23 protein-coding genes are annotated in these 26,571 nt (G+C 39.9%); 13 read left to right on the top strand and 10 right to left on the bottom strand.

What is annotated here, in order from left to right; genetic code table 11:
* Nucleotides 1-52 precede the first annotated feature (52 nt).
* Entirely contained in the window at nt 53-532 is a 480-nt protein-coding gene (gene bcp / locus CWC28_RS20100) for a thioredoxin-dependent thiol peroxidase (RefSeq protein WP_138625665.1), read from the bottom strand.
* A 10-nt stretch (nt 533-542) separates the two neighbouring features.
* Nucleotides 543-1,076 (bottom strand): glycine cleavage system transcriptional repressor, encoded by a 534-nt coding sequence (locus tag CWC28_RS20105; protein ID WP_063706926.1) that lies wholly within the window; start codon nt 1,074-1,076, stop codon nt 543-545.
* Nucleotides 1,077-1,444: 368 nt separating this feature from the next.
* On the opposite strand from CWC28_RS20105, the gene bamC reads away from it, so the two are divergent.
* A complete protein-coding gene (bamC, locus tag CWC28_RS20115; protein ID WP_063706928.1) occupies nt 1,445-2,506 on the top strand; it encodes an NlpB/DapX family lipoprotein in 1,062 nt (353 codons plus the stop codon).
* Nucleotides 2,507-2,577: 71 nt separating this feature from the next.
* The gene (locus tag CWC28_RS20120) at nt 2,578-3,945 is read left to right on the top strand and encodes a YjiH family protein (RefSeq protein WP_105175177.1); all 1,368 of its coding nucleotides are present in this window, start codon (nt 2,578-2,580) and stop codon (nt 3,943-3,945) included.
* Nucleotides 3,946-3,978: 33 nt separating this feature from the next.
* Here CWC28_RS20120 and CWC28_RS20125 read toward each other — a convergent pair whose 3' ends face one another.
* Nucleotides 3,979-4,125: a DUF2897 family protein gene (locus tag CWC28_RS20125; protein WP_105175176.1), complete on the bottom strand. Its 147-nt coding sequence runs from the start codon at nt 4,123-4,125 to the stop codon at nt 3,979-3,981.
* A gap of 40 nt (nt 4,126-4,165) precedes the next feature.
* The gene (locus tag CWC28_RS20130; RefSeq protein WP_138625666.1) at nt 4,166-4,702 is read right to left on the bottom strand and encodes an acyloxyacyl hydrolase; all 537 of its coding nucleotides are present in this window, start codon (nt 4,700-4,702) and stop codon (nt 4,166-4,168) included.
* Nucleotides 4,703-4,937: 235 nt separating this feature from the next.
* Here CWC28_RS20130 and CWC28_RS20135 point away from each other — a divergent pair, with 235 nt between their 5' ends.
* Nucleotides 4,938-5,531: an MlaC/ttg2D family ABC transporter substrate-binding protein gene (locus CWC28_RS20135; protein WP_063706935.1), complete on the top strand. Its 594-nt coding sequence runs from the start codon at nt 4,938-4,940 to the stop codon at nt 5,529-5,531.
* Nucleotides 5,532-5,832: 301 nt separating this feature from the next.
* Entirely contained in the window at nt 5,833-7,170 is a 1,338-nt protein-coding gene (locus CWC28_RS20140) for an ankyrin repeat domain-containing protein (protein ID WP_138625667.1), read from the top strand.
* 84 nt (nt 7,171-7,254) lie between these two features.
* On the opposite strand, the gene CWC28_RS20145 is transcribed toward CWC28_RS20140, so the two are convergent.
* Genes CWC28_RS20145 through CWC28_RS20165 form a run of 5 tightly spaced genes read right to left on the bottom strand, consistent with a single transcriptional unit; the run spans nt 7,255 to nt 10,790 of the window.
* On the bottom strand, nt 7,255-7,710 hold the full coding sequence (locus CWC28_RS20145; RefSeq protein WP_105175174.1) for a DUF2069 domain-containing protein: 456 nt from the start codon (nt 7,708-7,710) through the stop codon (nt 7,255-7,257).
* Nucleotides 7,707-8,261 carry an NAD(P)H:quinone oxidoreductase gene (gene wrbA / locus CWC28_RS20150; protein ID WP_138625668.1) on the bottom strand — a complete coding sequence of 185 codons (555 nt, stop codon included), beginning with the start codon at nt 8,259-8,261 and terminating at the stop codon, nt 7,707-7,709. The genes CWC28_RS20145 and wrbA overlap by 4 nt, the downstream gene beginning before the upstream one ends.
* Complete coding sequence (gene arsC / locus CWC28_RS20155; protein ID WP_119853368.1) at nt 8,261-8,608, bottom strand: arsenate reductase (glutaredoxin); 348 nt, start codon at nt 8,606-8,608, stop codon at nt 8,261-8,263. The genes wrbA and arsC overlap by 1 nt, the downstream gene beginning before the upstream one ends.
* A 54-nt stretch (nt 8,609-8,662) precedes the next feature.
* The gene (gene bepA, locus CWC28_RS20160; RefSeq protein WP_063706943.1) at nt 8,663-10,123 is read right to left on the bottom strand and encodes a beta-barrel assembly-enhancing protease; all 1,461 of its coding nucleotides are present in this window, start codon (nt 10,121-10,123) and stop codon (nt 8,663-8,665) included.
* 1 nt (nt 10,124) lies between these two features.
* Nucleotides 10,125-10,790 carry a hypothetical protein gene (locus CWC28_RS20165; protein WP_063706945.1) on the bottom strand — a complete coding sequence of 222 codons (666 nt, stop codon included), beginning with the start codon at nt 10,788-10,790 and terminating at the stop codon, nt 10,125-10,127.
* Between the two features lie 155 nt (nt 10,791-10,945).
* Between CWC28_RS20165 and CWC28_RS20170 the strand changes: the two genes are divergently transcribed.
* From CWC28_RS20170 to CWC28_RS20180, 3 genes are all read left to right on the top strand, one after another.
* On the top strand, nt 10,946-11,164 hold the full coding sequence (locus tag CWC28_RS20170) for a hypothetical protein (RefSeq protein ID WP_063706947.1): 219 nt from the start codon (nt 10,946-10,948) through the stop codon (nt 11,162-11,164).
* Complete coding sequence (locus CWC28_RS20175) at nt 11,157-12,224, top strand: AI-2E family transporter (RefSeq protein ID WP_105175172.1); 1,068 nt, start codon at nt 11,157-11,159, stop codon at nt 12,222-12,224. The genes CWC28_RS20170 and CWC28_RS20175 overlap by 8 nt, the downstream gene beginning before the upstream one ends.
* 118 nt (nt 12,225-12,342) lie before the next feature.
* Complete coding sequence (locus CWC28_RS20180) at nt 12,343-14,598, top strand: aminotransferase class V-fold PLP-dependent enzyme (RefSeq protein ID WP_138625669.1); 2,256 nt, start codon at nt 12,343-12,345, stop codon at nt 14,596-14,598.
* Between the two features lie 65 nt (nt 14,599-14,663).
* Here CWC28_RS20180 and CWC28_RS20185 read toward each other — a convergent pair whose 3' ends face one another.
* On the bottom strand, nt 14,664-15,695 hold the full coding sequence (locus CWC28_RS20185; RefSeq protein WP_063706954.1) for a LacI family DNA-binding transcriptional regulator: 1,032 nt from the start codon (nt 15,693-15,695) through the stop codon (nt 14,664-14,666).
* A gap of 348 nt (nt 15,696-16,043) precedes the next feature.
* Here CWC28_RS20185 and pgi point away from each other — a divergent pair, with 348 nt between their 5' ends.
* The 6 genes from pgi (at nt 16,044) to CWC28_RS20215 (ending at nt 26,569) form a co-directional block, all read left to right on the top strand.
* Complete coding sequence (pgi, locus tag CWC28_RS20190) at nt 16,044-17,690, top strand: glucose-6-phosphate isomerase (protein ID WP_063706956.1); 1,647 nt, start codon at nt 16,044-16,046, stop codon at nt 17,688-17,690.
* A gap of 269 nt (nt 17,691-17,959) precedes the next feature.
* Nucleotides 17,960-19,432: a glucose-6-phosphate dehydrogenase gene (gene zwf, locus CWC28_RS20195; RefSeq protein ID WP_063706958.1), complete on the top strand. Its 1,473-nt coding sequence runs from the start codon at nt 17,960-17,962 to the stop codon at nt 19,430-19,432.
* Between the two features lie 5 nt (nt 19,433-19,437).
* Nucleotides 19,438-20,148: a 6-phosphogluconolactonase gene (pgl, locus tag CWC28_RS20200; RefSeq protein ID WP_063706960.1), complete on the top strand. Its 711-nt coding sequence runs from the start codon at nt 19,438-19,440 to the stop codon at nt 20,146-20,148.
* A gap of 656 nt (nt 20,149-20,804) precedes the next feature.
* A complete protein-coding gene (locus CWC28_RS20205) occupies nt 20,805-23,441 on the top strand; it encodes a TonB-dependent receptor (RefSeq protein ID WP_229677552.1) in 2,637 nt (878 codons plus the stop codon).
* A gap of 156 nt (nt 23,442-23,597) precedes the next feature.
* The gene (locus CWC28_RS20210) at nt 23,598-25,145 is read left to right on the top strand and encodes a tryptophan halogenase family protein (RefSeq protein ID WP_063707217.1); all 1,548 of its coding nucleotides are present in this window, start codon (nt 23,598-23,600) and stop codon (nt 25,143-25,145) included.
* A complete protein-coding gene (locus CWC28_RS20215) occupies nt 25,142-26,569 on the top strand; it encodes a tetratricopeptide repeat-containing sulfotransferase family protein (RefSeq protein WP_138625670.1) in 1,428 nt (475 codons plus the stop codon). The genes CWC28_RS20210 and CWC28_RS20215 overlap by 4 nt, the downstream gene beginning before the upstream one ends.
* Nucleotides 26,570-26,571: the final 2 nt, after the last annotated feature.

Raw genomic sequence — 26,571 nt, forward strand, 5'->3', positions numbered from 1 at the left:
CTCGTAACTCGTAACTCGTAACTCGTAACTCGTAACTCGTAACTCGTAACTATCAATTCTGCGCTAAATAGTCCAACACCACCTGATGATGGTCTTTGGTTTTGAACTTATCAAACACATGTTTGATTTTACCGTCTTGGCCTACAAGGAAGCTAATACGATGAATTCCTTCGTATTCTTTGCCCATAAACTTCTTATAGCCCCAAATACCAAAGGCATCAGCAATCGCGTGATCTTCGTCGGCTAATAAATCAAAGTTAAGCTCTTTTTTGGTTTCAAAATTCTTTAAACGCTTGATTGGATCTGGGCTGATACCCACAACACGCGTATTTAATTTAGCAAGCTCAGCTTTTTCATCACGTAAGTTCTCTGCTTGTACAGTACAACCTGGCGTTGACGCTTTAGGGTAGAAATAAACCAGTACTTGCTGCTCTTTTAAAAGATCAGTGAGTACGATAGTTTCGTCATTCTGATTTTGTAAGCTAAAAGCAGGGGCTGTATCGCCTGCTTGTAATGGATTAATTGTTTTCATGCTTTGCTCCTTAGCGAATGCGTCTGAAAATATAATCTACGTTCAAACTACGAGAAAGATCTTCAAAGCTCACTTTAAAGTTATCGATATCGACTTCAACAGGAATATTAAACTCGAGTTCACAGCGCATTTTAAGCTCGTCATCTTCATCGTAGGTGTCTGACTTAAGAGAACAAATACTAATGTGGTTATCAGCAAAAAAGCGCGTAACTTTACTTAATGTTCCAGGTGTATCAATACCTGTGTATTCGAGGGTGTAACCGGCACAAAATTCACATGCAACATGACTTGCAGTGCGTTTCATCATGGTTAAAAGACCAAGTTCCATACCTTTAGTTGGCAATGTGTGTTCAATGCGGCTAATAGCCGACATGTCACCTGCTAATAGCATGATAAAGGTAAATTCGTTGCCCAAAATAGCAATGCGACTGTCAATTATATTGCAATGGCAATCACTCACTAACTGAGTCAATTCGCTAACGATACCGGGTCTATCTTCGCCAATCGCAGTGAGCACTATCTGATGATTTGTAAAAGCAGTCATGGAATTTTAAATACCTAGTAATTAACAATACCAATGGATATAAGCTTGAATAAGCTTTGATTTCACGTGAGTTTAATAACGCACGGCGGCGAAGTTTAACATAATTTGCACCGTTAACGATAGCGGCGATTAATTAAGCCGTGAATAAAGTACGCTCTTTCTTGTTTTTAGGGGCATCAGAAAGTACCATAGTTAAAATTTTGCAAGGCGATAAGCATTCAAACACGTTACGCTAGCCCAATCTATTCGGGTTTTTTGCATAAAAACAATAAATGTAAAGTTAAAAGTGATTTTACAGTGAACCAAATCGGCATTACCCACTCATACATTTGTTAAAAAAATTAAGGGTTTGCTAAGGAGAAATATCTGTGCAGTATTGGATCTCAAAGGCGCTTGCTGTAAGCGTAATGGTAAGTTTAACTGGGTGCGGTGTATTCACCGATGAAGCGCACCACAAACGTAATTATCGTGCTAATGATGCGGTGAAAGCACCAGCAGGGTTAGCGCAACCAGCTCAAGATCCAACTTATAAAATGGATGTTGCGCAATACGACAACAATCCTGAAGCTAAAAACTATCGTCCGCCAGCGCAAGTGATTACTATTGCTCAAGGTACTTGGGTTGAAGAAGGTGACACAGAAGCGCGTGTTTATTTTGATAAAAACGATGGTATAGAAGATTTAGATGTCTTTATCTGGGACTCTATCAAAGCCGTTTTAGCTGAAAAAAATACCGCCGCTTTAAAAGAAGACAAAGCTTCAAATTCAATTGAAACAGGTTGGTATGCCATTATTAAACCTGAAGAAGGTTGGTTCTGGGAAACCGAAACAGAAGTATCTCAACAGCGCTTCATCTTCACAATTGAAGAAAAGTCACATCAACGTACAGCCTCATTAACGTCTAAGCTTGCCGATTATAAGAGCGATTCTGTACCGCTAACGCCGTTACTTCAACAACAACTAGAAGTACGCGCATTAAATCAAGTGATTGCAGAGTTTGATTACCGTTATCGTCAGCTTGAAGTTGAAATGCGCAAACAACAAGGCATTATTTCTTTAGAAATGGGCTTTGATAACAAAGGTAATGCAGCACTGGTTACTGAGCAAGATTACAACATGGTGTTTGATCGTTTCTCTGGTTTCTTAGAGCGTCTATCTTTCACTATTGTAGAAATTGACCAAGAACGTGGTTTGATCACGGCTGATTACAAAAAGCCTGAGTCAAGCGTATGGGATTCAATTTGGGGCGAAGAGTTAGCTGAGCTGCCAATTGAAGATGGCCAATACCAAATTCTTGTTAGCCGCACCAATGATGGCGGTACAAGTTTAACGTGGATGGACTCTGAAGGTTCGACATTAGAGCCTGGTACAATGAATGACCTCCAGCAAGCATTAGAAAATGCACTGCGTCAGCGCGGTATCAATATTTAATAATTAAAAAAGTTAAAACCACCACAAAAAGAGCTTAGCCGCTCTTTTTGTGGTTTTTACAGGTTGAAAATATGTCTAACTTAAACACAGCAAATCGCAGTGACTTGCGAACCTTGTTTACCTTTTTCGTTCCTTCACTTATAGGTGTCTTCTTGTTTATGACGCCGGTACCCATAGGTGAAGCAATGACCATTCCGATTGCTGTTATGGCAAAAGCAGTACAGGAGTGGATTGCTCCATTCGCATTGGGTTTGATCACCAGTATTGTCTGTATCACCGGTATTTTATCTTTAGTGATAAAGCTATTTAAGCCACAACCATTACTTAAGTTCTTTATAATTAAGCATTTATTTGATGTTAGTTGGCTTTGGCTGAGTGTTCGATTACTGGGCATGGTATTTATCGTTTTGACCTACACAAAGCAAGGGCCAGAAATGATTATTTCCGGTAATACGGGGGCGTTGGTACTCAACGACTTACTGCCAGTATTATTCTCTGTATTTATTTTAGCGGGATTACTATTACCGTTATTACTAAATTTCGGCTTGTTAGAATTAGTCGGTACCTTATTAACTAAAGTGATGCGTCCGCTTTTTGGTGTGCCAGGCCGCAGTGCGGTTAACTGTGTGGCATCATGGTTAGGCGATGGCAGTGTGGGTATTTTGATGACCGCTCGCCAGTATGAAGATAAACATTATACGCAACGAGAAGCGGCTATTATTGGTACCACATTCTCTGCTGTATCAATCACTTTTTGTTTAGTTGTTATAGGCCAAGTAAAGCTTGAGCACCTTTTCGCACCTTTCTATTTAACTGTGTGTTTAGCGGGTTTAGCAGCCGCATTAATTGTGCCTCGTTTACCTCCACTGCGCTTCAAAAAAGACCTCTATGTAGATGGTACAGAGCCTGATAAAGATGCTGAGTCAGTGCCTGAGGGTAAAACATTGGTTGCCCATTCACTTGATGTTGCATTGGCAAAAGCGCGCACTGCACCTGGAGTAGGCGGCACACTAAAAGAAGGCTTACATAACGCATTTGATATGGTATTTGCAGTATTACCTGTGGTTATGGCTGTGGGCACATTTGCTTTGATCATTGCTGAATATACGCCAATTTTTGAGTACATGGGCAAGCCATTTGTACCATTCTTAGAGTTACTACAAGTACCAGAAGCTGAGGCTGCTGCGCAAACAATTATGGTCGGCTTTGCTGATATGTTTATTCCGTCAATTCTTGCAGCGGGTAGCATTGAAAGTGATGTGACGCGCTTTATTATTGCTGCAATGAGTGTGACTCAATTGATTTATATGTCAGAAGTAGGTGCATTGCTTTTAGGTAGCAAAATTCCGGTGAATATTGTTGAGTTGTTTTTAATCTTTATTTTGAGAACCTTAGTGACATTACCGGTGATTGTCTTAATGGCGCATTGGTTAGTGTAAGATAAATTTAAACTTACAACGAAAAAGCCCTGATCATTCATCAGGGCTTTTTTTATCTTTTTCATCATCTGTTTTTGGTAGTTTGAAATCCATTTTCGCCGCATGTTTTAGCAGCAATAAATTGCCAATAACCACCCCAAATACAACGACAATGACCGCAATAATTTGCCATGTTTCCATTTTTAAATCCTGCAGTTATACATGGCTTTCATAGTAGCACTTAAAACCGTCTAGCATAAGAAAAAGAAATGAAATCAAGGCCGGGGTTCGGGCTTTTAAAGCCAGCATTGGAGTAATGTAAATATCTTAGTGCTAACGTAGAGCCACCCCCTAAGTCAGCAACTAAACCCAGCCTATCTTCAAACTGATAGTGAGTACTGACATTTTTGCCGGCAAAATGGGTGTCATCTAACAGGGAAACGCCAATGCCAAACTCCACATACACAGGCATGCTTTTCACGTTGAATACAGGGTATTGGATCACTGGAGACATGGCTAACACTACATTGGTTTGATGTTTGTTATGTTTACCATATTCCCAAATATTAAAGCTTGATTCGAAGTAAAGACGGGCGTGTTGCAAGGGCAACATTTCATTGGGTATATGATATTGATAAGCCAATTTTAAACCTTTTACATCTCCTTCCCCTTGAATGTAATCAACGGCATAACCATGATTTGAAGCGGCATAAATGGGTGCTGCTAAGAGTGCAGCTGCACTTAACATAAGTGCTTTTAATGGGCGTTTTAGTTTCATCTCGGTACTTCTCATTATGACTGTGAGCAAGTAGATAAGGGCGAGGGGGAGGGCTTTTCAATGTGCGTAAATACACAGACGCTGTGCACATCCTCATATTTTTTAGCAATTAACTGAAAACTATGGGGAAAATTGATTGGTGCTTAATTGGCATTAAAACGGTGTCGGATTGTTTCTTTTTTTATGGATTTATTATCGGTATATTAGCGAAAATTTTCGTTAAGAGGTGAATACGATGACCAAACTAGTTAACTCATTTTTGCTAATTGCAGCTCTTTTTACAGCATCTACTTTTGCCAGCGAAGACAGTTCGCCTAAGCAATTATTAGAGTCAGTCACAGCAGATTTATTTGTTGATATTGCAAATGTGAATGCGAAAGGTGATGCAAGTTCAGAAGCGATGGCAAGCATTGTTGAAAAACGCTTATTGCCACACATGGACATTAAGTTTGTATCGTATAAGCTTTTAGGTAAGCACATTAAGGGCTTACGTCGTGAGCAAGCTGTTGATTTTATAGCAGCAGTTGAGCATTACTTAACAGTGACTTATGCTGGCGCGCTAATGAAATACACAGGCCAAAAAGTAATTTTTGATCAATCACAACTCATCGACGATGGTTATGCAACCGTTAAAACGCAAATTGTTGATGACAACGCACCAGCCATTGATTTGCACTTTAAATTACGTCAAGGCAAAGATAAGCAGTGGAAAGTATACGATATCGTTGCTGAAGGCATCTCACTGTTAAGCGCGAAGCAAAAGGAAGTTTTACAACGCATCAGCCAAGTTGGCATTGATGAAGTAACACACGAATTAGCAAGTAAGTAAGTTAGCCCAAATGCTCGATTAACTTCACCTCATCGGGCATTTTAGCTACTTTCAGTCTCCAACCAAGCAGTGAGTACCGTCCATGTGCCGCTGCTTTTCTATTTTCTTTAAAAATCACCTACTTTGCGCTAGCACCTGTAACCCTCTGTGGTAGAATCATGCTACTTTTCTTGTTTACCAAAGTATCTGTTCAGATACTGTGTTATTGGTCGCAATATTAAGCAAACTGTCAGTTAAATTTTGCTATAACTAATTGCTTAATAAGACATCGAATAATGTGCAGCGGAGTTGTGTTTTTTTAATGGAAAATGTACTGATTTGGCCAAAGGAATACCCGTTACTGATCAAAGGATTAGCTGAGCAAAACGGGGCCTATATTTTAGATGCTTTAGAAGCTTGGCCGGCATGTCGTTCTACTAATGAAGATGACGGTGTGTGTACGACGGTTCTTCCGCCGATTTATTATCTTACTTGGTTGACTCCTCTTGAACCGTTTGAAGAGTGCTATTTCCAACATATTTCTGAGTTTGATGAAGCGGCGTTGCATTATATTAATGCTATGAAAGCGCACTTTTTAGAAAATGACTACACACCAGAAAGTCTTGTTTTAATGTTGTGCCAGCGCTTAGAGAAATACGCCAGCGCATTCGCTCAATCAGCCGTTAAAACACCTATTACACTCATCCATCAGTTATTTAATCGTCGCTATTTTACTGTGATTGAACATGTTCTAAACCACGGTGCAAAAATGTCTGCGGACGATGTTTTAGAGCTGTGGACCGAGGTTGATTTTAGAGATCGTTTTAGTGGTTTTATCCCTGACTCTGTGGCTGATCTTGAACCACTAACAGTGCTAGCGGCCGAAAAAGTTGCCCATGGTGAAGATTACTTTACCTTGTTGAAACTGGTGTCTCCGGATGTTGATTCGGCCTCGTTACTTGAACAAGCTTTACTTGCTCATTTAAGTCATGAAAATGCTAAACAAACCATGGCAAAACGTTTTATTGAGCAAGGTGCAACCGGTGCATTAGCTGACGAAAACGGTAAAACAGCCTTTATGTGGGCGACCGAAAAAGGCTATGTGAATGTTGTTGAGACTATACTTGAGCATCAAGATAAAAAAGCCCGAGACAACAAAGGGAATACAGCATTACATTACGCTGTATTAGCCGAGAATGGACCTTTACTCGTGTTGCTTTTAAAAGCGGGTTATGACTTTAGAGTGCGTAACAACGACGGTTTAAGTTGCTACCGATTAGCAGTAAGCATTAAAGCAGATAACTTAGTGAAGTGCCTTGAGCATGACTTCGGCATTAAAGAGCTTTCGCCAGAAGGGCAGTTTGATCGCGTTAAAAAAGTGCACTTACTACACGCGATTGTAACCTTGTTATTACCTGTGCAGTTGTTCTTCTTTTTTGATGACAGTATTGCCATTAAAAGCGAATTAACGCTGAGCTTTACGCTGATTTCGATCTTATGCTTTTTCTTTGCTACAAGCCTGAAACGCTGTGCACTTTACCCGCATATCCGTCATCCATGGGGGCTGTTTATATTAAGACTGTTCTCATTATTTAGCTTAATTGGCCAAGTGGGTCTAGCAAGTATTGTCGCGCTAGCCACCTTAGCTGAGTTGGTGTGATGACATAAAAGCTATATAAAGTGACATAAAAAAACGGCAACCTAGGTTGCCGTTTTTTGTTTCATTTTTGCAAAACAAACGTGTTTATTTGTTGTGCTCATGTGCCGCTTTTTCTTCAGCCAGCTCTTCTTTTAATTTACGTATCTTAAGGCCAAGTTCTTGTCCACGATGGCGTGCATAATAGGTGCAGCCAATAAACATCAGACTGGCAAAAGTTAACTCAAGTAATACCCAAATCAGCTGCTCTTGTGCGACCCATAGTAATGTAAAACCATGGATGAAATAGAACATCACGATAAAGTTCGCCCACGCATAGGTATAAGGTTTATCTTGAATGATGCCCTTAAGTGGTAACAGCAGAGGTAGTATATATACAACAAAGATAAAGGCGTTACTGTGGCCTTCTCTTGGGGCAATTAAAAACAGCCAAATTGGCATTAAAACTAATAAGCCGATATAGCCAATCAGCGCAAAACGTTGGAATCGTTTTGTAATTGGTTTTTTTGCAACAGGCTTATTTAGCTCAGGTTCCAAGCTCATTTTAATTTACTCGCAATTAGTGCCAAGCGTTTTCCAACGCTTTGGCAAATTTTAATTTCGTCTTTACTTAATACATTGCTGTTATTGCTACCTGCCACATGAGTTGCACCGTATGGCGTACCGCCGGTTTCAGTTGCAAGTAATTCAGGCACCTCATAAGGCACACCTAGCAACATCATGCCGTGATGTAACAGTGGTAATGATAGATTCAACAAGGTGGCTTCGTTACCGCCATGCATACTGCTTGATGACGAAAAAACACAAGCAGGTTTATCTATCAGCTGACCTTTAAGCCATAGATCACTGGTGGTTTCCCAAAAGCTTTTTGCTTGTGAGGCCATCATGCCAAATCGTGTAGGGGTGCCAAAGGCTAAGCCATCACAATTAATAAGATCATCTTTGCTGATCACAATATCGTGCGGCTGTCGCTTTACAAATGTGCGCAGCAAGGCTGTAGCACCTTGTCGCTCAATCGACTCGGCTATCTCATGCGCCATAGCTTCTACAGAGCCATGGCTTGAGTGATATAGCACAACAATGTTTATAGCCATTAAAGTACGCTTAATACGTTTTCTGGCGGACGACCAAGGGCTGCTTTGCCATTGTGCTCAACAATAGGGCGCTCGATGAGTTTAGGGTTTGCAACCATCGCTGCAATTAACTTGTCTTCGTTTTGTTCGTTCTTAAGTTCAAGTTCTTTGTAGATGTCTTCTTTCGTGCGCATTAATTCACGAGCAGAGGTAAAGCCAAGTTGGCTAATTAAAGTCGCAATTTGCTGTTCATTAAGCGGAGTTTTTAGGTATTCAACAACACTTGGTTGTACGTTATTGCTTTCTAACAGCGCAAGTGTTTCACGCGATTTTGAACAACGTGGATTATGATAAATAGTCACAGACATGGTGTGTTCTCACATTTAATAATTTGGCTTATTTTAGGGCAAGCGCCGCGAGACTTAAAGTCTCGCAAGCTCTTTTTGTAATTGACGGTATTGCGTGAGTAGGGCTTTTAAACGCTGTTGTTTTACTAATTCTTCTGGCTCAACAAAGTTGAGTGCTTTTTGAATTTCATCTGCTGCTTTTAAATAAGCGCCATATTGGGCAAGCACATCAGCATGGGCTTCGTGATAAGAAGCCATGTTTTCTTGCTTTTTATAGACATCAGCAATGAGCTCTTTTGCAAGATTGTTTTCAGGTTTCGCTAATAAGTAAGATTTTAAAATACGCTCAGCAAGGTCAAATTGTTTTGCTTCCATCGCGGCATTTGCATAGTTTAAGGCAATCACCTGATTGTTTGGTCTATCGATATCTAGTTTAGCTAAAAACTCTACCGCTTCATTCGCTTTGCCTTGTGCAATCAATAAGTCGGTGTGGGTATCGATATAAAATAAGTTCTTTGGATCTTGCTCAAGTAATGGATTCAAAATGCTGGCTGCTTCATCAAGCTTTTTCTGATCTAATAAACTAATCCCTAAACCGTACTTGAGTGCCGTATCATTATGTACGGTGTTTTCACGCATTAATTTACGAAACAGATCTTCAGCTGCTTTGGCTTTTTGATGATAACGAGCAATAACACGGCTCTTAGCTAAGTTAAATTCCAAGCTATCAGCATAGTGTTTTTTTGGGTATTGCTCGGCACGCAAGCGCACATCAGAAACCCGGCTTTCAGGTAATGGGTGAGTCAGCAAAAATGCCGGCGGCTTATATTTATAGCGGATTTGTGCAGCAAGTTTAGTTAAAAACTCACTCGATTGGCGAGGATCAAATCCGGCATTATTTAAGGTTTGCATACCAATGCGGTCTGCCTCTTGCTCTGCTGCACGGCTGTGAGTTAATTGACTAAATGCCGCTTGGGTTTGGTTTGCAGAGATAATTGCAATACCGGCATCAGGTGCCACAACGGTAGCTAAAATACCTGCAATCATACCTGCGATGGTTAACGCACTGTTATCTTGCTGTTGTTGAATACGACGGGCTAAATGGCGCTGCGTTACGTGAGCTATCTCATGTCCAAGTACTGAAGCAAATTGGCTTTCGTTATCCGCTTGAGCGATAAGACCCGTATGCACACCTACATGGCCACCGTAAAAGGCAAAGGCGTTAATCTCAGGATTGTTTAGCCAAAAAAAGGAGAATGGAAAACGTACATCGTTGGCATTCGCCACTAAACGTCTGCCTAGGGTAGTCAGGTATTCATCAAGAACAGGGTCATTCACAACCGGTGATGAGCCACGAATTTGCATCATCATCACTTCACCAATTGCTTGTTCTTTTTCAATCGGCAAAGCTTGTAAAGCTGAGGTCCCTAAATCGGGCAGCTTAAAGTTAGTTTGTGCCTTCAACGGCTCACTATGCAGTATCGAAAATGTGAGTAATGCACTGCATAGTGTAATAAAGGCTGATTTTAGTCGCATCTTATTCCTTGTTGATTTGCTCACCTAACATGACTTTTGCTATGTCTATTTCGTCGCTGCATGCTCGGCTGTCTTTTTCGCACAATTGATAGAAATCTTTTATTGTGACTCCATCTAGCTTAACAACGTTCAACTCTCGTTGTAAAAAAGTTATGATTTTATGCACTACTTTATGGGCATGAAGGATTAATGCTTTGTCAGCTTTATCGCCTCTTTCAAAGTAAAAAGCGATGAATTTATGAAGCTGGTTAAAGCGAATTAGGTTTTTCATGGTGTGTGGATCCCACACCTTAAATTCCATAAAGCGATTGTCTTTAATGTACTGATCTACTGTAACATCTTTTGCATAAGGATAGGCCCATAATTCGAAGCCTCGGTCGGTAAAACTTTGATGTAATGCGATACGTGGTTTTTGCTCACAGACAATTTCGCCCATGTCGGTTTCATAGCCGTCTAATAAATCGAGGTTCCAGTTGCGTGGATCAATTAATCGTTTCACCGCATTATCAAAGCCGTGATCCAAAATCCCTTCAGATTCGCTAACAGAAGATGCCACCATATGATAAAAAGGCGGCAGCTCGCCCCAATTTATTTGTTTTTTATACCAGTTAATCTCTTTAAGAGTTGGATTCGCAGGTAATTGCGCTTTATTATGCGAGGCAGGCATCTCGTTTCCTTTACTACCAGTTATTGATTAAGGATAAACTATTGTTTTGCGTGTTTTAAGAAAAAAATGAGTTGTTTCTCATTATAAAGACTTATTTTTGCAAGATGCTGACATCTTATACTTATTATTCATATTAATAACGCAGTTGATTCGCTATGTTAACGGTTGATTTAAGGGACTATAAGTGTCCTCAACAATTTATTCAGTTTAAATTAGGCTTGAATAAGGCAATATCGGCTCAACAAGCCGTGACTTTTACATTCAATGCTGCAGAGGCAACGGACGATATGCAGCGATTTTTAGAAAAACATCATTACCATTTTAAAATTGACCTAGAATTAGGTGTGCTAACCGTGGAGCCCATTCGTGTTTGAGTATGTAAAAGCCTGGTACGAAAATAAATTTTCAGATCCCCATTCAGTAACTTTGTTGTTACTGCTTATTGCAACCTTTGCATTTTTCTATTTTTTTGGTTCGTTAATCGTACCAGTGTTAGTCGCCTTGGTGATTGCTTATTTACTTGATTGGCCCGTTGCCCATTTAGAAAAGCTAGGTTTAAAACGGTTTACCGCGACGATTATCGTGATGTTGGTATTCAGTGGATTAATGATCACAATTATTGTTGGTATGGGGCCGGTGCTTTGGCAGCAAACCAGTAACCTTGTTCAAGAAACGCCTTATATGATCGAAAAGGGCAAAGCACTGCTATTACACCTTCCAGAAGATTACCCGAGTTTAATTACGGAAGATCAGGTTAAATCAATTGTTGCCAGTGTTGAAACCAAAGCCATTGAATTTGGCCAGTTAGTGCTTTCAGTGTCGTTAACCTCGATAAAAGACGTGGCGGCATGGTTGATTTATCTGATTTTAGTGCCGCTTTTAGTGTTTTTTATGCTTAAAGATAAGTTAGAGCTCACGCAAAGTGCTGAGCGTTTACTACCTAAACAGCGCCGCTTGATCATTCAAGTTTGGCAAGAAATGAATCAGCAAATCATGAATTATATTCGCGGTAAGGTGTTTGAAATATTAATTGTTGGTACTGCATCTTTTATTGCCTTTGCAGTACTTGATCTTCGCTATGCAGCTTTACTCGGTGTGTTGGTTGGCTTGTCGGTGCTTATTCCATTTGTAGGGGCGGCATTGGTGACCATTCCTGTAGCCGCCGTGGCGTTATTTCAGTTTGGTTTAGAAACACAATTTTGGACCATTTTAATCATCTATGGCGTGATCCAAGCACTTGATGGCAACGTGTTAGTGCCGTTACTGTTCTCTGAAGCGGTCGATTTAAACCCAGTGTTTATTATTGTTGCAGTACTGTTTTTTGGCGGTTTGTGGGGGTTTTGGGGGGTGTTCTTTGCAATACCGCTGGCTTCATTAGTAAAAGCGCTTATAAATGCCTGGTCTTCTAAGAAGGTTGAGCTAATAGAAAGTTAGCTTAGTCTTAAAAAGTATAGAAAGCGCACTTTACTGACTAATTGATTATTATAATTTAGCCGTGAAAAATGTAAAATAGGTTATAAGATATATCTTTTAGTAATATGGTGCGTTTTACATGGCAAATTTTTACCTTCCTGACGATGCTAATCAGCAAATTTATTTAGATGCGAATGCAACGACTCCTGTACTTCCTGAAATTGCCGATGTGGTTTCGCACACGATGCGTGTGTGTTTTGGTAATCCATCAAGCTCTCATATTACGGGTATTCAAGCAAAACACTTATTAGAGCAAACACGTAATAAAGCGCGTGAAGTTATTGGCGCGACTGATGGTGATATTTTATTTACCTCAGGTGCAACCGAAGGTATTCAAACAGCGGTTGTTTCAACACTGATTGCAGCTAAAAATCATCAAGTTGAAAACCCGGTATTACTGTATGGTGCAACAGAGCACAAAGCGGTGCCAAATACGCTCAAGCATTGGAACAGTGTGCTTGATATCAACGCTCAGGTGCTATCAATCCCTGTTGATAAAAATGGTATTTTAGATCATGAGTTTATTCGTAAACATGCTGCGAATGCACTGATGATTTGTACTATGGCAGTCAACAACGAAACCGGTGTATTCCAAGACTTAACCGCAATTGAGCAAGTTATTCGCAGTGAAAACAATAATGTGGCTTGGATGGTTGACTGTGTACAAGCATTAGGCAAAACCAACTTGGCGCTAAGCCAAACAACCATTGATTATGCCCCATTCTCTGGTCATAAATTGTATGCGCCTAAAGGCATTGGTGTACTTTATATTCGTAAAGGCAGTGCGTATACGCCATTTATTGCCGGTGGCGGCCAAGAAAGCGGAATGCGTTCAGGCACAGAGAACTTACCCGGTATTGCTGGTTTAAATAAGCTGTTCTCTTTATTACTTGATAAACAAAATCAAACATTTAAGCCGCTTGAGCAGTTACATGCTTATCGCGAGCAATTACTGGGTGCGCTATTAGATACATTTGGCAGTATTACCTTTAACCACAGTTTTGAGCATTCAGTGCCAACAACGTTGAACTTTGCGGTGAACGAATTAACCAGTAAAGAAGTAATGGATTTATTTGATGCTGCGGGTATCCGTGTGAGTGGCGGCTCTGCGTGTAGCTCAGGTGCAAATCGTAGTTTTGTTTTAGATGCGATGGGAGCCAGTGATTGGCAAAGTGAAAATGCGATTCGCATGTCATTCGGCCCGGCTGCAAGCCAGCAAGAAATTGACTTTGCTTGTGAAAAAATTCGTTCTTTAAAACCAATTCTAGAAGCAAACTGTTTGGTTGTGTCTGATAGTACATCGCCTCAGCAAGAAGTCTGTGCGATTGGCTTAACACAACTGCGCCATCAAGCTGCGTGCTGTTGGCTTTATGTCGACAGCGATAAAAATGCAGTGGTAATTGATCCTATTATTGAGCTTATTCCGCGTATGGCGAAAATTGTCGCAACACAAGGTTTAACAGTAAAAGCAATTATCGATACGCATAATCACCAAGAGCGTTTATCGGCTCGCTGTCTATTAACCAAAGAGCTAGCAGAGCGCTATGTTGTTAATGAAATAGATGAACTTGGCTGGCCTAAAGATTCAGCAGCTATCGAATTAAGCGGTGCACATTTAAGCAAAGTAGCGACACCGGGTCACAGTGATGATAGTGTTAGCTATTTATTGAAAGATACGCTAAGTGGTAATGTTAGCTATTGTTTCTGTGGTGATTTAATTTTACCAGGTGGCTTGGGAAATACGGCAATTAGCGGCGGCGATGCAGCAAAAATGGCCTTGTCATTAAAACAGCTTGCACTGGAAGTACAAGATTCAACGGTGATTTGTTCAGGTCATGATTATCAGCAATGTTTTGCAATGGATTGGCATGCACAAAAAGCAACGACACCGTTATTAGCAAAATTATTAAACGAGCAAGTATCAGATGCTCAGTTTGTTGAATTAAAGCAACAAGCAGATGAGCAAAAGCATTCAATGAGTCACTCTTTATGTGGCTATGTTGAAACACTTGAAAGTACGCCAATGAAACAGCTTGCTGCAACCGATGCTAAAGCAATGTTAGACGATAAGGGGACTTACCTAATCGATACTCGCGAGCCGTATGAGCATGGTGCGAATAATTTGGCCGAGTTATTTACTGTTGCTGAGAGCAAAGTGATCAACATTCCACTGAGCCGTATGGCAAACGCCATCGTTCAAGGACAGCTTGATAAAGACCATAGCTACATTTTGGTTTGTCGAAGTGGTAATCGTTCAAAACAAGCGGCAAACAATTTGTCGCAATTAGGTTTTGAAAACGTTTTTAACTTGAATGGCGGTTTAGCATTGCTTTAATAAGTAATATCAATTCAGTCATTAAAAAAGCCGCTATAGAGCGGCTTTTTCGTAACTTGTATAAATTAGGCTGTTGTAGGACCTGAGCTTTCCCGTACCACCAATGAAGGGGTAAAGGTTGTGATGATGTCTTTATCTTGATTGCGTGCACCACGGGTTTTTCTAAACAGTAAACGCGCTGCATGCTGTGAAATTACATCATTGGCTTGATGAGCCGTGGTGAGTTTTGGCCAAGTTTGACGCGAGAACGGTGAGTCTTCGAAGCCGGTAATTGATAATTGCTGCGGAATTTCAATTCCCATTAAGCGTGAGGCGAATAATGCGCCTGCTGCCATCTCATCGTTTCCGCCAAGAAGGGCGGTGATGTTTTTCGGATTACTTTCACCCAGCAATGCTTTTGCACCTTCTACACCTGATTCAAATGAATATTGGCCTTCGTAGATCAGCTCATCATTTAATGGAATGCTGTGATCTTTTAACGCGGCTTGATACCCCTCTAAACGTTCAGTTGTTGATTTATGTTCTTTATCACCACACAGGAAACCAATATTTTTATGTCCAAGTGACAGTAGGTGAGCGGTGATTTCATAAGCAGCTGCGTAGTCATTTACATAAATACAGGTATCTTGATTTTCTTCAGTCGGGCGACCAGAAAGCACGCGTACATAATGAATGCCCATTTCATCAAGCATCTCGATGATACTGTTTTGTTCTGACAGTGGTGGCGTTAACACAAGGCCTGCCAAGCGAGAGCGCTTGATCATGGTTTTAAAGTCTTCTTCCATGTTGCCATCAAGATAATTACACGGATGAATAACCAGCTCATAGCCTTCTTCTTTACAACGCGAAAGGACACCGTTCTGCATGTCGATGACATAATAAGCATTCGGGTTGTCATAAACTAAACCAACAGTAAAAGACGATGTGCCTGCTAGGTTACGAGCTGCAAGATTTGGTTGATAGTTCAACGTGTTAACAGCATCCATCACTATGTCATAGGTTTTTTTTCTGACCGATGGCTCTTTATTAATCACTCGCGAAACGGTTTTCATTGAAACACCCGCGAGCTTGGCTACATCATTTATGGTTACTTTCATACTGTTACTTTATAGTTAGTTATATTTGTATTATAATAATATCGAAAAGTGTTCGCCAGAGCGCTTTTTCTGAATAGGTACATTAATATTTAATATAAGTTAGTTAGTGTATCTAATGTTCTACCAAATTAGCAGTAAAATAATTGAGATAATTTTTATGATACCGGTGTCAAAAGAGAAAAATTGCGCTATTATCTCGACTATAAAATGTAAAAGTAGAACATTGACAGCGTTGTCATTTTAACTTAGTGTTAATTTTCATCGTGTTTTTAATTGCTGTCTTTATTCAACATTAATAAAAAGATAGTTAATAATCAGTTTGTTGCAAGTTTTGAGGGGATTATATATATGAGCAGCCGTTCGCAATTAGCTAGTTGGCAAGCACTATCTGAAAGTGCCAAGAAGATGAAACAAATTCATCTTAAAGATTTATTTGCCAAAGATAGCACGCGTTTCGAGCAATTCTCAGCTCAAATCCCAGGCGTATTATTCGATTACTCAAAACAACAAATTGATAAAACGGTTTTTGAACAGCTTATTGCTTTAGCGAAAGAGTGTGACATTAGCGCATGGCGTGAAAAAATGTTCAGTGGTGAGAAAATCAATTTCACTGAAGACCGTGCGGTACTTCATACTGCTTTACGTAACCGTGCTAATACAGCTGTGATGGTTGATGGCGAAAACGTAACAGACGCAGTTAACGCTGAGCTTGCTAAAATGAAAGCTTTTGTTAGCAAAGTGCGCAGTGGCGAGTGGTTAGGTTACACAGGTAAAGCGGTGAAAGATGTTGTTGCAATTGGTGTAGGTGGTTCAAACCTAGGCCCGCAAATGGCAACTGAAGCACTTGCAGCTTATGCTGATGACACATTAAATGTGCATTACGTATCAAATGTTGATGGCGTTCAAATTGCATCTGTTTTACAAGGTTTAGACGTTGAGACAACATTATTTGTAATCTCATCTAAAACGTTTACCACCTCAGAAACCATGACTAACGCTAAATCAGCCGTTGAGTGGTTTTTACAAACAGCCCAAGCACAAGAGCATATTGCTAAGCACTTTGTCGCTGTAAGCACCAATTTAGAAAAAACAGCGGCCTTTGGTATCGCTGATGAAAACGTATTCACAATGTGGGATTGGGTAGGCGGTCGCTTTTCTTTATGGAGTGCGATAGGATTACCAATCGCCCTGTACCTAGGCTTCGATGCGTTCGAAGAAATCCTAGAAGGTGCGTTTGAAATTGATGAGCATTTTAAAAATGCTGAATTTGAAAATAACGTACCATTATTAATGGCGCTTTTAAGTGTTTGGAACACAAGCTTTTTAGGCTATACGGCGCAAGCAATTTTACCGTATGACCAAGCACTACACATGTTACCTGCATATTTGCAGCAAGGTGAGATGGAAAGTAACGGTAAACATGTTACTTTCGCAGGTGAAACGGTTCCTTACACGACGGTTCCAATCATTTGGGGCATGACAGGTATCAATGGCCAACATGCTTTTTACCAATGTCTGCACCAAGGTAATGTGATTGTACCTGCTGACTTTATTGCTTCAATTGAGCCGCAAGTCAATGTTGGTAAGCACCATGATATTTTATTATCAAACTTCTTTGCACAAACCGAAGCAATGATGGCCGGTGTTGATGCAGAGCAAGTAACTGCAGATTTAACCGCGAAAGGTAAATCTGAAGCAGAAATTGCAGAATTATTGAATCACAAGATTCACCAAGGCAATCGCCCAACAACGTCAATGTTATTAGATAAAGTTGATGCGAAAACGGTAGGACGTTTAATTGCGCTTTATGAGCACAAGATCTTCTGCCAAGGCATTATCTTAGAAATCTGTTCATTTGACCAATGGGGTGTAGAGCTAGGTAAGGGACTTGCCTCTAAAATTGAAGCTGAATTATTTGATGACGCAGTAAGTCATCCACACGACAGCTCAACCAATGGACTGATCGCTTACTATAAAACACATCGTAAGCAGTAATAGATTCGCAGCAACAGCTGCAAACCGAATACCTTTGAACGGGTAGCGCTGGAGTTCTTAGGGCCTGTATTTTTGTGAGAGGATTTACAGAGCCCCTAAGACTCATTTACTTCAGCCAACATAAGAATAATGAGTAAGCTACTTACAAAAAAATTCAACAGGCTTTGTTAAAGGGATCATCTAACACAGCCAAATCAACCAGATAACAACACGCACTGCCATACTGCATGAGTCGATTAACATGGCATTGCCAATGTAGAGAGTGATATATGTTAAATCCATTTGATATCGTAATTTTTGGGGGCGGCGGTGATCTTGCGTTACGCAAATTACTTCCTGCAATGTATCGCGCTTATCAAGAGGGCAACCTTCCTCAAGGTTCTCGTATCCTTCCTACGGTACGCGAAGAAAGCAAACGTAAAGAATACATCGAAACAGCACATAAAGCGTTACAAGACTTTTTAGGTAAAGGTGAGTACAACGCAAAAGATTGGAAAGCGTTTTCAGCTTACCTTGTACCCGTTGTATCTAATGTGACAGAAGCCGACGATGACTGGGATAAACTAAGAGATATTCTTAATGAACACGATGCTGATAAGTCTCGTGTTTTTTACCTTTCATTACCACCTGCGGTTTACGGTAGCTGCTGTGAAATCCTATCTAAGAAAGGTTTAATCACAGAAACATCACGTGTTGTTGTTGAAAAGCCAATTGGTTACTGTGGTGAATCTGCTGAAGCAATCAATGCAAAAATTGCTGAATACTTCAAAGAAGAGCAAGTATTCCGTATTGACCATTACTTAGGTAAAGAAACCGTACAAAACTTAATGGCACTGCGTTTTTCAAACTCACTGTTTGAAAACCTATGGGATGCTAAATCAATCGATAACATCCAAATTAGCTTATCAGAAACCGTAGGCTTAGAAAGCCGCGCTGGTTTCTACGATAAAGCAGGTGCATTACGAGATATGGTTCAAAACCACTTGCTACAATTACTTTGTTTAGTGGCAATGGAATCACCAAACAAATTAAACGCAAACAGCATCCGTACTGAAAAATTAAAAGTACTTGAGTCGCTACGTCCGTTAGTGGCGGAAGATGTTGATGCAAACATTGTCCGTGGTCAGTACGTGCCAGGTAACTTAGACGGTAAAATTGTCCCAGGTTACTTAGAAGAATTAAACGAAGGCGCAAGTAAAACAGAAACTTTTGTTGCAATTCGTGCGCATATCGATAACTGGCGTTGGGCAGGTGTGCCTTTCTATCTTCGTACCGGTAAACGTATGAAAAAGCGTTGTGCTGAAATCGTTGTTGAATACAAAAAAGTGTCTCACAACGTTTATACCGACAACGTAGGTAACATTGAACCAAACCGTCTTGTTATTCGTCTGCAACCAGAAGAAACAATTCAATTAACACTGATGTCTAAGCGCCTTGATAACCTTGAGATGCAACTAGAGCCAGTAACTATGAACATTGAGTTATCGCAAGCGTATAGTAATGGTTTCCATTCAGATGCTTACAAGCGCTTAATGTTAGATGCCGCAGCAAATAACCCATCGCTGTTTATTCACCGTGATGAAGTGCGTCAAGCATGGAAATGGATTGACCCAATCATTGAGCGTTGGCAAGAAAAAGGTGCACCATCGTTATACCGTGCTGGTACATGGGGCCCTGAAGATGCAGATGAGCTTTTAGAAGAAAACAACCATGTTTGGTTTAACACAGGCGATAAGGCGTAATTAAGATGGCAACAATTGTTGAAAAATTCTTTGCAAACAAAGACGAATTAACAGCTGAGCTTTCTTCAAGCCTTGAGCAAAGCCTTGTTGCTGGTATTAAAGAAGATGGTCGCGCGGTATTGATGGTATCGGGTGGCTCATCGCCAGCACCTGCTTATAAGCACTTATCAAACCTTGAGCTTGATTGGGCAAACATCGATGTTGCTATGGTTGATGAGCGTTGGGTTGATGCTGATCATGAAAAAAGTAATGAAGCATTTATCAAAAGTACGCTATTACAAAACCATGGCGCAGCTGCTAATTTCGTGACAATGAAAAATGACGCATTAACGGCGCAAAACGGTGTAGCTGAATGTGAAGCTGCATACAAAGCATTAAAGCGTCCTTTTGATGTGACAATTTTAGGCATGGGCCCTGATGGTCATACGGCTTCACTTTTCCCGCATGCTGAAGGTCTTGAACACGGCCTAGCAACAGATGATTTAGTATGTGCAATTAATGCTATCGAAAGTGACGTGACAGGTAAAATCACTGAGCGTATGACACTAACTTTATCTGCAATTGCAGATTCTAAAGTTGTGAAGCTTTTAATTAGCGGTGAAGAAAAACTCGCTGTTTATAAGCAAGCGAAAGAGGGCGGTGTAGTTGCTGACATGCCTTTACGTGCAGTATTGAATCACCCACATATCAATATTGAAGTTTATTGGGCGCCTTAATCGCCCGATTAAACTGAACTTCAAAAGCGAGCTATTATGCTCGCTTTTTTGTTTTTAAATACTCACCTTTAACGAGCAGTTTTGCATAAACTCGTTTTCTTTAAATAGCCCGATAAAGTGTTAGACAAGTACAAAAGGGCTCTATATAATTAAAATGACAACGCTGTCATTGCTATTGATTTTTATTCTCAATATCCCCTTTAACTCATTCTGCCCAGAAAAAGTTAAAAATAATTTGTACATGACAGCGTGCTTTTAGAAACACGGTAGTTTTTTAAGCTAATTTATTGTTAGATAACAGGTTTTATATAACTTTTAGTTATGGTTAATAAACGCTCAGTGGAAACTAAAGCTTACAAAAACACATGTGATTTTTAGCAAATTTCAAAAACTCATCCTTTTGGTCTTTTCATCTGCAATATCACTCATGCTATATTTGCGCCGTTTATTTGTAACAATTCTTAAAAACTCAATATTAAATATTAGTTATATCAATAACTTGATTATTTCGTTGTAAATTTTTTGCACAAATTAACCAAAAAGATGTAGCACAAATGTAATTTAGAGTGTATGGTTTGTTACTAGATGACAGCGTTGTCATCATCACTGGGCAGAAGTGATATAAAAAACCAACAAAATGATTCAAGGGGAATCCTGTGTTAGCTAAAAATTTTAAGAAAAGCTTATTAGCAGTTAATATCGGCCTCGTAATGAGTGCTGGGTTCACTGGCGCTGCATACGCAGCAGATGAAACTAAAGTTCAAGAAGATGTTGAAGTAATTGAAGTTCGCGGTATTCGCCGTTCACTTGAAGCGTCTTTAAACACTAAACGTTTTGCAAATTCAGTTGTTGATGCTGTTACTGCAGAAGATATTGGTAAATTTCCAGATAAGAACGTTGCTGAATCACTAAAACGTATTCCTGGTATTACTGTACAAGGCCAATTTGGTGAAGCAGATGCGGTTTCAATCCGCGGTGCTGGTGCTGATTTCACTAAAACAACGTTAAATGGCCAAAATGTAGCTTCTACTGGTTGGTTCGTACTTGAGCCAGCAAAACGTTCATTCAACTACACTTTATTACCATCTGAGCTAGTAGGTGGTCTTGAGGTTTATAAATCTTCTCAAGCTGACTTAATTGAAGGTGGTATTGGTGGTACGGTAATCGTTAACACTCGCACTCCTTTAGACTTAGATCAACACACGGTATATGGCTCAATCGAAGCACAATACTCTGATGATTCTGGTGAAACAGATCCACAATTTTCAGGTCTTTACAGCTGGAAAAATGAAGACGAAAACTTCGGTTTCTTAGTTTCTGCAGTTTCACAAGAACGTAACTTACAGCGTCAAGGTAACGAAGCATTCTGGCAATGGGGTGCAGGTCCAGTTGGTTTTGAACAGGATCGTAAACGTACAGCATTCTCTACTGCACTTGAATACCAACCGAATGATCAGTTAAACATTGTTGTTAACTACATCGACATGCAGATGGAAGCGGACAATACTAACTATGCATTATGGTTAACTCAAGCTGATACAACTTGGGGTGACCAAAGTGAAACGACTTGGTTAGGTGGTAACGGCACCGGTGATAACCCTGGTGTTCAAGTTGCAGGTCCTCTAAATATTGCTTTCTATCAAATGCGTCCTCGTGAAGCGACGATGAAGTCTGATTTTGTTGATATCAACTTAGAATACACTGGTGACACTTATAAGATGAAGTTTGTTGCAGGTAAAACAACATCAAGCGGTGGTACAGACTTTGAAATGGTAATGGATGATGGTTTAAATCCATCTCTAGCTGGCGGTACATACGATTTCACTGGTGGTGGCCAATCTTGGAACTTGCCAGCAGACTTTGATATGTCTGAGTACAACCCAGGTACACTTGTAATGGGTACGGGTACTAACTTCAATGCGACACCAAAAACAGATGAAGAAAGCTTTGCACAATTCGATATCGAATTTATGTTAGACAATGACTTTATTACTTCTGTTAAAACAGGTGTTCGTTGGGCTGACCATGAAGCAACAAGCCGTCGCTTCGAATTCACACAAGTTGATGGTTTTGATAATGTTTATGACGTATCAAATGCTTCTACTGGCACTTATGATGTAGGCGCAGGTAGTTACCAAATTCAGCGTTTTGATGTTGATGCGATGAAGAAGTGGGCTAAAGCAAGTATCACTGGTAAAACAGAAGATTATGGTGCATACAGCCACATCGAAGAGACCAATATCGGCGCTTACATTATGGCTAATTACAGCGGCGAAAAATACCGTGGTAACTTTGGTGTTCGTTATGTAACAACTGATGCTAAATCAATATACTATAAAGGTGCAGATGTAAATGCACGTACATCAGAAGATGCAGATTACAATGAATTTTTACCAAGTGTAAACTTTGCATACGATATCTCTGATGACATGATTTGGCGTGTGAATGCGGCGCGTACAATGACCCGTCCACAATATAACGATATGTACTTCAATCCAAGTTTAATGGGTGTAAGTGACGACCTACCAAATAACCAACGTATTATTGTGGGTAATCCAGCGCTTAAGCCATTTACAGCAAATCAGTTTGAAACAGGTATTGAGTGGTACTTCAACGAATCTTCTTTGTTAGCTGCAACTGTATTCTACAAAGATGTATCAAACTTCATCGTAATCGGTCGTCGTGATGCAACTGCTGAAGAAGCAGCAGCATTTGGTGTTCCTGAGCTTACGGGTGACGAAAAAGATTTTGGTTACCAAATCGAAGAGAACTCAAACGGTCCAGGTGGTGAAGTCCTTGGTTTAGAACTTCAGTATCAACAAGATTTTGGTAATGGTTTTGGTACGTTAATCAACTATACATACACTGATGCTAAAGCTGATTACGCAACGTATAAAAATGAAGAGGGTGTAGAAGTTGGCGTATTCGATGATTGGAATGTCGAATTAACTGATAGCTCAGATCATGCGTTCAACGTATCTGGTTATTATGAAAATGAACTATTCTACGCTCGTTTATCTTACAACTACCGTAGTGAGTACATGATGCGTGAAGCAGGTTCATATGGAAACCGTTTACATGAAGGTTTTGGTAGCTTAGACCTTAGCGCTGTATACCATGTAACAGATAACGTTGATGTGAAACTAGACGTGGTAAACATCTTAGGCGAAAGCTCAGAGCAATTTGGTAATCACCAACGTCCAATGCCTTATAGCGGCTTTACTGACGGATTCCCTCTTTACGAGTATGAGCAAGCAACTCGTTACAACTTAGGTTTATCTGTGCGCTTCTAAGCATAGCTGCACCTGTTCAATAAAAAGGGAGTTCAACTCCCTTTTTATTTGCCTTGGATTTAGTACGGTAAGTTTATTTAATCTCATCCCAAAGGTGTGATATTAAATAAGTAAACGATCTAGTAATGGTAATTTACTGGTAGGGTGAGTATTGACGTGCAAAAAAAAATCATAAAAAAAATAGTAATCGTGGGTGGTGGTACCGCAGGCTGGATAACCGCTAACCATTTAGCAAAGAAATTAGCTAAGCCAAATGGCATAGCAATTAGCCTAATTGAATCACCAAATATTCCAACTATAGGGGTTGGCGAAGGCACTGTGCCGGCTATGCGCGAAAGTTTGCGATATTTTGGTATTGATGAAGGCGAGTTTATTCGTCGTTGTGATGCCACATTTAAGCAAAGTATCAAATTTGTAAATTGGACACACGATCCTGCACAAGCAGGTCAGCACTATTATCATCACTTATTTGACTACCCATTGATAAACGAATTTAACTCGACACCTTATTGGCTTATGCAAGAACAAGCCACTAAATTCGCTGATTCGGTTGCTGTGCAAGGCGCAATTTGTGACGCTAATCTGGCACCAAAGAGAATAACTGATAAACAATATCAAGGGCATACGGCATATGCTTATCATCTAGATGCGGCCAAGTTCTCAATGATGCTGACGGAAAATGCCGTCAATAAATTGGGGGTCACGCATATCAAAGATGAAGTGATTGATATTCAACTCTCTGAACAAGGTGAAATTTCCTCTGTGCTTACAGAGCAGCATGGTGTTATAGAAGCTGATGTATTTATTGATTGCACTGGATTTAATGCTTTATTAATAGGCGAAAAATTGGGTGTGGACTTTGTCGACAAAAGCGATGTTTTATTTGCTGATCATGCACTTGCTATTCAGGTTCCTTACCTTAACGAGCAACACCCAATTGCAAGTCATACAATAGCAACAGCACAGACTGCTGGTTGGATTTGGGATATTGGATTATCAGAGCGTCGTGGTGTAGGGCATGTTTATTCGTGTAATCATATTTCTCATCAGCAAGCAGAACAACAGCTCAGAACCTATCTAGGGTCAGAGTTTGATCATCTTGAGCCACGCCTAATTAAAATGAAAATCGGTTACAGGGAAAAGTTCTGGCATAAAAACTGTGTGGCAATTGGTTTATCTCAGGGCTTTGTTGAGCCTCTTGAAGCAACAGGATTACTTGTATTTGATGCTACTGCAAGAATGCTTGCAGAGTTATTTCCGACAACAATTGAGATGATGCCTTTCGTTGAAAAGCGATTTAATAGCCGGATACAACAAACTTGGGATCGTGTTATAGACTTCGTCAAATTGCATTATTGTATTTCGAAACGTCGAGATAGCGAGTTTTGGATTGATAATTGCGGTTTAGCCTCTATTCCTGAATCTTTACAAGAAAACTTAGATTATTGGCGCCATCAAATTCCTACAGATTATGACTTCCATAATAAATTGTCGATTTTTAATCTGGATAACTACTTATATGTACTTTATGGAATGGAGTTTGAAACCGATATTCTGGCTAGTCACTTTCAATATAATGACCCACAGGCTTACCAACAGTGGTTATCACAATTAAGGGGCTATCAAAGTCAGCTTTTGAAGCAGCTGCCGGATCATCGAGAACTGATCACTAAGATCAAACAGTATGGGCTGCAAACCCTGTGAGTATACACGTTACTAAAGAAGTTATAGATCAAGCTAAACTCTTATTTAGGCAGGGGAAGTTGCAAGAGCTTGAGCTACATTTACGAGAAGCCGTTGAACATGATAACACTAACATTGAGCTATATAGTTGGCTTGGGCAATTTTATTTGCAAACACGCCAATTCAAACGTTTAATAAATGAATTGGCTGTAGTAAAAAATCATCCGACGATTTTGCAGCTTTATGTTTCTGCTCTTCGAGCACAAAAACAACATCAATACGCAATCGAGCTATTACTTGCTGAAAAAAGTGATAATCACTTACTACTTGCAATGCTTTATAAAGAGCAGGGGGATTTTACCTCAGCTCATCAACAGCTCGATCTGCAACTCTTAAAATCAAACTCTGATGCACAAGCTTATTGGCAAAAAGCATTATTAAAAAATGGTTTAAATAAGGCACATGTTGATCGTTTAATCACTTTACTAGAGAAAAAAAATGCAACCCAAGCAGAACAAGCGTTGTATGCTTATTCTGTGGCTAGCTATTTTGATAAACAAAATGACTACGAAAGAGCATTTAGCTTTTATAATCAAGGTGCTTTAGCAAAAAAAGCGTCTTTTATACATTATCTGCCAGCACAGGAGCTAGATGAATTAGAGCAAATCGAGGCTGCTTTTAGCACGGCTATTAAAGCAGATCATGCTCTAGATAGTGAGTCTTGCCCTGTGTTTATTGTCGGTATGCCTCGAACTGGCACAACTCTGGTTGAACAAATTCTTGCTAGCCATAGCCAAGTAGTAGGGGCAGATGAATTAAGTGATTTAGCTATGGCTTGCCAATCTGTTTTGCATAAAGTTAGGCCGAACAAGCCTTATCCGTATTGGGCTGATGAGCTACCAAAGGATGCTTATAAAGCAATTGCAGATAGCTATTTAACTTTAACAAGTTCATTCCAAAGTAAGCGTTATTTTACAGACAAAATGCCTCTTAATTTTAAGGCGATTGGCATCATTTTACGTGCTTTCCCAAATGCAAAAATAATTCATTGTAAGCGTAACCCTTTAGATACAATTTGGGGGAATTATAGACAGCTATTTGGTGATGGAATTCGGTTTAGCTACGATTTAAAGCACTTAGCTAATTATTACTTAAGATATAATAAGTTAATGAACCATTGGTTGAGTCTTTATCCAACACATATCTTAAATGTTGAGTACGAATCACTGGTGGATGAGACAGAGCCGCAAATTAGAAGAATGCTAAATTTCTTGGAGCTCGACTTTGAAAGCAAATGTTTAGATTTTCATCGCACTGAAAGAGTTGTTCATACCATCAGTAATGAGCAAGTAAAGCAACCCATTTTTAAATCAGGAATTGGCCGTTGGCGACATTATGAGTTTGCATTAAATGAAGTGATAAATATTCTGAAAAAGGAGCACTAAGG

It is taken from the genome of Pseudoalteromonas sp. S4492 (assembly GCF_005886115.1).
GTDB classification, from domain to species: Bacteria; Pseudomonadota; Gammaproteobacteria; order Enterobacterales; family Alteromonadaceae; genus Pseudoalteromonas; species Pseudoalteromonas gelatinilytica.

What these genes read in the sequence shown, in the direction of transcription:
- bcp (WP_138625665.1), bottom strand. Translation starts at nt 532, where the DNA reads ATGAAAACAATTAATCCATTACAAGCAGGCGATACAGCCCCTGCTTTT.
- CWC28_RS20105 (WP_063706926.1), bottom strand. Translation starts at nt 1,076, where the DNA reads ATGACTGCTTTTACAAATCATCAGATAGTGCTCACTGCGATTGGCGAA.
- CWC28_RS20120 (WP_105175177.1), top strand. Translation starts at nt 2,578, where the DNA reads ATGTCTAACTTAAACACAGCAAATCGCAGTGACTTGCGAACCTTGTTT.
- CWC28_RS20125 (WP_105175176.1), bottom strand. Translation starts at nt 4,125, where the DNA reads ATGGAAACATGGCAAATTATTGCGGTCATTGTCGTTGTATTTGGGGTG.
- CWC28_RS20130 (WP_138625666.1), bottom strand. Translation starts at nt 4,702, where the DNA reads ATGAAACTAAAACGCCCATTAAAAGCACTTATGTTAAGTGCAGCTGCA.
- CWC28_RS20135 (WP_063706935.1), top strand. Translation starts at nt 4,938, where the DNA reads ATGACCAAACTAGTTAACTCATTTTTGCTAATTGCAGCTCTTTTTACA.
- CWC28_RS20140 (WP_138625667.1), top strand. Translation starts at nt 5,833, where the DNA reads ATGGAAAATGTACTGATTTGGCCAAAGGAATACCCGTTACTGATCAAA.
- CWC28_RS20145 (WP_105175174.1), bottom strand. Translation starts at nt 7,710, where the DNA reads ATGAGCTTGGAACCTGAGCTAAATAAGCCTGTTGCAAAAAAACCAATT.
- wrbA (WP_138625668.1), bottom strand. Translation starts at nt 8,261, where the DNA reads ATGGCTATAAACATTGTTGTGCTATATCACTCAAGCCATGGCTCTGTA.
- arsC (WP_119853368.1), bottom strand. Translation starts at nt 8,608, where the DNA reads ATGTCTGTGACTATTTATCATAATCCACGTTGTTCAAAATCGCGTGAA.
- bepA (WP_063706943.1), bottom strand. Translation starts at nt 10,123, where the DNA reads ATGCGACTAAAATCAGCCTTTATTACACTATGCAGTGCATTACTCACA.
- CWC28_RS20165 (WP_063706945.1), bottom strand. Translation starts at nt 10,790, where the DNA reads ATGCCTGCCTCGCATAATAAAGCGCAATTACCTGCGAATCCAACTCTT.
- CWC28_RS20170 (WP_063706947.1), top strand. Translation starts at nt 10,946, where the DNA reads ATGTTAACGGTTGATTTAAGGGACTATAAGTGTCCTCAACAATTTATT.
- CWC28_RS20180 (WP_138625669.1), top strand. Translation starts at nt 12,343, where the DNA reads ATGGCAAATTTTTACCTTCCTGACGATGCTAATCAGCAAATTTATTTA.
- CWC28_RS20185 (WP_063706954.1), bottom strand. Translation starts at nt 15,695, where the DNA reads ATGAAAGTAACCATAAATGATGTAGCCAAGCTCGCGGGTGTTTCAATG.
- pgi (WP_063706956.1), top strand. Translation starts at nt 16,044, where the DNA reads ATGAGCAGCCGTTCGCAATTAGCTAGTTGGCAAGCACTATCTGAAAGT.
- zwf (WP_063706958.1), top strand. Translation starts at nt 17,960, where the DNA reads ATGTTAAATCCATTTGATATCGTAATTTTTGGGGGCGGCGGTGATCTT.
- pgl (WP_063706960.1), top strand. Translation starts at nt 19,438, where the DNA reads ATGGCAACAATTGTTGAAAAATTCTTTGCAAACAAAGACGAATTAACA.